Origin of the sequence: Pseudomonas sp. (assembly GCF_037994325.1) — a bacterium.
Taxonomy (GTDB): domain Bacteria; phylum Pseudomonadota; class Gammaproteobacteria; order Pseudomonadales; family Pseudomonadaceae; genus Aquipseudomonas.
Window position 1 is genome coordinate 1 of the sequence record NZ_JBBNAH010000673.1, and the last position, 5,806, is coordinate 5,806.

Annotated in this window: 5 protein-coding genes; all 5 read right to left on the reverse strand. The window is 58.9% G+C overall.

The annotated features are described in order from the left end of the window. Nucleotides 1-30 precede the first annotated feature (30 nt). Complete coding sequence (locus AAAB16_RS22215; RefSeq protein ID WP_340665288.1) at nt 31-1,326, reverse strand: flavohemoglobin expression-modulating QEGLA motif protein; 1,296 nt, start codon at nt 1,324-1,326, stop codon at nt 31-33. 18 nt (nt 1,327-1,344) lie between these two features. Further along, complete coding sequence (locus AAAB16_RS22220) at nt 1,345-1,896, reverse strand: hypothetical protein (protein WP_340665292.1); 552 nt, start codon at nt 1,894-1,896, stop codon at nt 1,345-1,347. Nucleotides 1,897-2,026: 130 nt separating this feature from the next. After that, nucleotides 2,027-2,737, reverse strand: a complete 711-nt coding sequence (locus AAAB16_RS22225) for a TetR family transcriptional regulator (protein WP_340665289.1) — start codon at nt 2,735-2,737, stop codon at nt 2,027-2,029. A gap of 239 nt (nt 2,738-2,976) precedes the next feature. Beyond that, on the reverse strand, nt 2,977-4,479 hold the full coding sequence (gene lysS / locus AAAB16_RS22230; protein WP_340665290.1) for a lysine--tRNA ligase: 1,503 nt from the start codon (nt 4,477-4,479) through the stop codon (nt 2,977-2,979). Between the two features lie 70 nt (nt 4,480-4,549). Beyond that, a protein-coding gene (gene prfB / locus AAAB16_RS22235) for a peptide chain release factor 2 (RefSeq protein ID WP_340665291.1) occupies nt 4,550-5,645 on the reverse strand; the annotation gives its coding sequence in 2 pieces (ribosomal slippage) (nt 4,550-5,572 and nt 5,574-5,645; 1,095 coding nt in all). Nucleotides 5,646-5,806: the final 161 nt, after the last annotated feature.

The window sequence follows — 5,806 nt, forward strand, 5'->3', positions numbered from 1 at the left end:
GGCTCCCTCCCACAGGGGATCTCATCATGGTTAGAGGATATTGGAATAATCCGCTTCGATCCGGTCCAGGCTCAGGTGGTTGAGGAAGTTGGAGAAGCACATCCAGGCCGATAGCGCGTTAAGGTCGCGAAACTGCGGTGGTAAATACTTGGGCGGAACCACCAGGCCTTCGTCCACCAACTGGCGCAGGGTGCGCATATCTTCCAGCGTGGCTTTGCCGCAGAACAGCAGCGGAATCGCTTCAAGCTTGCCTTTGCGCACGGCCAGTTGGATGTAGTTGTAGATCAGGATAAAGCCCTTGAGGTACGACAAATCTTTGGTAAACGGCAGGCCATCCGGCGTTGAGCCACGGAAGCTGCGGCTGGCGTTGGCGTAGCTTTGCTCCATGTCGAAGCCTTGCTCGCGGAAGAAGTCGAATACCTGCAAAAAGTCCGCGCCGTCTTCGGCCATATGAATGGCGCGGGTGCGGTTGGTCAATTTGCGCAGGCGGCTGGGGTAGGAGGCAAAGGCGATCACTTCCATAAGGATGGCCAGGCCTTCCTGGGTCACCGTGGACGAGGGTGGGCCCTTGGCCAGAAAGGTACAGATCGGCTGGTTCTGGCCATTCAGGGTGGTGCCGACATGCACCAGCCCTTCGTGCACTTCCAGGGCACGCACATCGCGTTCGTTGAACATCGCATCGGCGCGAATCTTGATGTAGTCAGCGCCGGCAGCGGCATCGGCGAGAATGCCGTCCGACTCAAACACGCGAATAGTGCTTTGCGTTTCGCCAAACACGGTATTCAAGCGGCCTTGCAACAGGGCCACGGCGTCCTTGGCGGTCAGGGTTTTGGGCTCGTCTTTGAGGTCGCCGCGGTCGTCGATTTTGTTCAGGTAATCGGAAAACATCAGGCCCAGGTCGGCCAGGGTCGGGTCGCCAGCGTGGAAGGCATCGGAGGCTGAGCCGTAGAGTTCTTGCGAGATCAGGCCAAAATCCGAGGTGCCGCGCGCTTCCAGCATGCGGATCACCATGCGGTATTCCTTGCACATGCGCCGCATGATCTGCCCAACCGGGTTGAACTGGCCGAGCTGGCGGGTGATATCCCGTTCCAGGTTCTGGAACTCGAGCTTTTTCGCCGCAGAATCAAAACCCAGCGGCCGGCTCGCGTAGTAATCGCGGTCCACCTGCGGCAGTTGCTTGCCCTTGCCCTTGAAGAAGGCCTGACGAACATTGTCGTCCCACTTGACGGCATCCAGCACGCGGATCGGCGTTTGCGCCTCTACCAAGCGGTCAGACAAGGCGCGAATGATCAGTTGGTAGTTGTCCAGCGGGGTTTGGCTGTTCATCGGTCCCTCGTCAGGTAATCAGTCTCCGGTGCGCTGGTAGCGCGCCACCTCGATAAATACATCCGAATTGGCCTGATCGTCCAGATACGCGAAGACTTTGTCCAATGGGCTGCTGATCAACACGCCCTCGCCTTCCGGGGTTTGCACCACATCGCCTTGCAGGCCGCCGACTTGCAGCTCCTGGCTGATGCGGTCGATGTCGAGGTTATACAGCAGCAGCTCGTTGTCCTTGGTCAGCTCGAAACCGCCAATGGCAAAGTTGGCGCCCAGGCTTTTCGGCAGGCCCGCCGACAGGTACCAGCGGCTGCCATGGTGAGCCACGGTAAAGCTGTACTCTTCGATGCTTTTGTCGTTGTCCGGCGAGTTGATATAGGTGCGGGCTTTATAGACGTTGGAGCCGGAGCGGCTGATGTCCAAATACAGGGTTTCGCCAAATTCGTTCTTGCGCGACCACTCGCCCAACAACGGAATCGGCGCCGCCTCGTTGGCCGGAATGGGGTCTTTAAAGGTCACCAGGCAACCACTGAGCAACAGAAAAGACAGCGCCATCAGTACACGCCAGGTGTTTATCGCTCTAGCCATCCCCTGCCCCCTGTTTTTCACCACTGCCATTACCTACGACCTCTGCTCACTGCAAAACGGCGCACCCTACCGGCGAAATATGACAAACGTAGGGGGTGCACAGCATTCGCCGCCGCCCCTACAGGCCAAGCACCAGGTACAGATAGCGCTTAAGCACCGCCAGCATGTCGACAGCATTCAGGTTCTGCGCGCCATCGATCAGGCCTTGGTATTCCATGCGTTCAACAATGCCGGTAAGCAGCTTGGCGTCTTGTTCCGGTTCCTGCGAGCCGAGCACTTCAAAGAAATGCGTGGCGCCCTGCTGGAGGATTTGCCGATGGGAGCGCACCAAGTCATGCAAGCGCGGGTTAAGCAACGCTTCCTGTTGAAAGGCACGCTCGGCAAGCAGATGTGAAGGACGCTCCTGCACCTGCTGACGCACGTACTCCACGGCCATGGCCGCGATGTAGTCGGCCAGTACCCGGCGCGACTCGATGCTACCGTCCTGCTTGGCCACGCGCTCGCGGAGCAGCACTTCGGTGCTGTCCCAGAACGCCGCCATATCCGCCGCACTGCGCTCGACAAACAAGGCGAAGGTGTCGGTAATCAGGTCGTTAATGTCTTTGAAATAGTAGGTGGTGGCCGACAACGGCACTTCGGCCTCGGCGGCTACGGCGCGGTGGCGTACGGCACGCACGCCTTCACGCACAATAATGCGCAGGGCGGCATCAAGAATCGCCTGGCGGCGCTGTTCGCTGCCCTGGCGGCTGGCCTTGCGGCCTTGGTACTGAACACTTTCGGCGACGGCGCTAGCCACATCGGCGGCGCTGTCTCGGGCAGGGTGGGTCACGACTGGGCTTACCTCTCGCAATGGTGAAACTCTGGCCTTGGGACACTCCTCGGCAGAACAGATTCCTTCCCGCACTGCTAACAGGCGCCGCTCCAGGTCGTGTGCAAGCGTAGCGAGCGAGGCCAGGCAAGGCGAAAACAAGCGAAAAAGCGGAGTTGGCTGTAGCCAATGAGCATTTTGCGCTTGTTTTCAACGCCGCCTGGCCGAGCGCAGTAGCTTGCACGCGGCCTGGCACCAACTTACGCCTGCGGGCGCATATGCGGGAATAGGATCACGTCGCGAATAGACGGCGCATCCGTCAACAACATCACTAAACGGTCGATACCAATGCCCTCACCCGCGGTTGGCGGCATGCCGTACTCCAGGGCGCGAACGAAATCGGCGTCGTAGTGCATGGCTTCGTCGTCACCGGCGTCCTTGTCGGCCACTTGCGCCTGGAAGCGTTCAGCCTGGTCTTCAGCGTCGTTCAACTCGGAGTAAGCGTTGGCGATTTCACGACCACCAATAAACAGCTCAAAGCGGTCGGTCACGCTTGGGTCGTTGTCGTTGCGACGGGCCAGCGGCGAGACTTCGAACGGGTACTGGGTAATAAAGTGCGGCTGCTCCAGCTTGTGCTCAACCAGCTCTTCGAAAATCATCACCTGCAGTTTGCCCAGGCCCTCAAAGCCCAGCACCTTGGCGCCGGCTTTTTTGGCAATGTCGCGAGCCTTGTCGATATCGGTCAGGTCAGCCGCGGTAAGTTCCGGGTTGTACTTGAGGATCGAATCAAACACCGACAGGCGCGCAAACGGCTCGCCAAAGTGGAAGACCTTGCCTTGGTACGGCACATCGGTGCTGCCCAGTACCAACTGCGCCAACTCGCGGAACAACTCCTCGGTGAGGTCCATGTTGTCTTCGTAGTCGGCGTAGGCCTGGTAGAACTCAAGCATGGTGAATTCGGGGTTGTGCCGAGTCGAAACGCCTTCGTTACGGAAGTTGCGGTTGATCTCGAACACCCGCTCAAAGCCACCCACAACCAAACGCTTGAGGTACAGCTCCGGCGCGATGCGCAGGTACATGCCCATGTCGAGCGCGTTGTGGTGGGTTTCAAACGGCTTGGCTGCTGCGCCGCCAGGGATGGTCTGCAGCATTGGCGTTTCCACTTCAAGGAAATCGCGCTTCATCAAAAAGCTGCGAATGTGCGCAATCACTTGCGAACGCACGCGGAAGGTCTGGCGGGTTTCTTCGTTAACGATCAGGTCAACGTAGCGCTGGCGATAGCGGGTTTCGGTATCGGTCAGGCCGTGGTGTTTGTCTGGCAGCGGGCGCAGCGACTTGGTCAGCAGGCGCACGTCAGTCATTTCCACGTACAGGTCGCCCTTGCCGGAACGGGCCAGGGTGCCTTCAGCGGCGATGATGTCGCCCAGGTCCCAGGTTTTTACTTCGGCGAGTTTTTCTTCCGACAGGGTTTTGCGGTTCACATACACCTGAATGCGCCCGCTCATGTCTTGAATAACCATAAACGAGCCACGGTTAAGCATGATGCGCCCGGCAACCTTGACCGGAATGGCCGCCGCTTCCAGCTCTTCCTTGCTCTTGTCGACGTACTGTTTCTGCAGGTCGTTGCAGTAGCTGTCGCGGCGGAAGTCGTTGGGGAAGGCCTGACCCTTGCTGCGCTCTGCGGCAAGCTTTTCCTTGCGCAGGGCGATCAAGGTGTTTTCTTCCTGTTGCAGTGCTTGCAGATCGGGTTGCTGGTCGCTCATGTTTTTACAGTTTCCATTACAGGTCAGTTGCCCCCACCCCGGGGCGGGGGACTTCGTCATCCGGGCTGAATTACAGCCCTTGCTTAAGGCTGGCGATCAGGTATTCGTCGATGTCGCCATCCAATACCTTGTCGCAGTCGCTGCGTTCAATGCTGGTACGCAGGTCTTTGATGCGCGAGGCATCAAGAACGTACGAGCGAATCTGGTGCCCCCAGCCGATGTCCGACTTGGTGTCTTCCAACGCCTGCGACGCCGCGTTGCGCTTCTGCACTTCCTGCTCATACAAGCGGGCGCGGAGCATTTTCATCGCCGTGTCTTTGTTGGCGTGTTGCGAACGTTCGTTCTGGCAGCTCACCACGGTGTTGGTCGGCACGTGGGTAATACGCACCGCCGAGTCGGTGGTGTTTACGTGCTGACCACCGGCACCCGATGAACGATAGGTGTCGATGCGCAAGTCTGCCGGATTGATCTCGATTTCGATGTTGTCGTCGATTTCTGGCGACACAAACACCGCAGAGAACGAGGTATGGCGACGGTTGCCGGAGTCGAACGGGCTTTTACGCACCAGACGGTGCACGCCAATTTCGGTACGCAACCAACCAAAGGCGTACTCGCCCTTGATATGCACGGTGGCGCCTTTGATACCGGCCACTTCACCGGCCGACAACTCCATGATGGTGGCGTCAAAGCCGCGTTTGTCAGCCCAGCGCAGGTACATGCGCAGCAGAATATTGGCCCAGTCCTGGGCTTCGGTGCCGCCGGAACCGGCCTGGATATCCAGGTAAGCGTTGTTGGGGTCCATCTCGCCGCTGAACATACGGCGGAACTCGAGCTTTTCCAGGGCTTCGCGCAGGCGCTCCACTTCGGCCGACACATCGTCTACCGCGCCCTGGTCTTCTTCCTCAGCGGCCATCTGCAACAGGTCGCGGGCATCGCTGAGGCCACTGCTCATTTCGTCGAGGGTTTCAACAATCAGCGCCAAGGCAGCGCGTTCGCGGCCCAGGTTTTGTGCGTATTCGGGGTTGTTCCACACGGCCGGGTCTTCCAGCTCGCGGTTGACTTCAGTCAGACGATCACTCTTGTGATCGTAGTCAAAGATACCCCCGAATGGTCTCGGAACGTTCGGAGAGGTCCTTGATGCTGTTAAGGATCGGGTTGATTTCCATGGTAGGCAGCACTCGCAGGCTTGAACTTTCGAAAAGCCGGCGAGTATACCCGAGTCGGTGTGGGGGTTGCAGCCGGCAATCGGGGCTGTATTGAACGGTATCCGAAGCAGGCTGAGGTAGCCGGACCGACCTCCGTCATCCCCGCGAAGGCGGGGATCCAC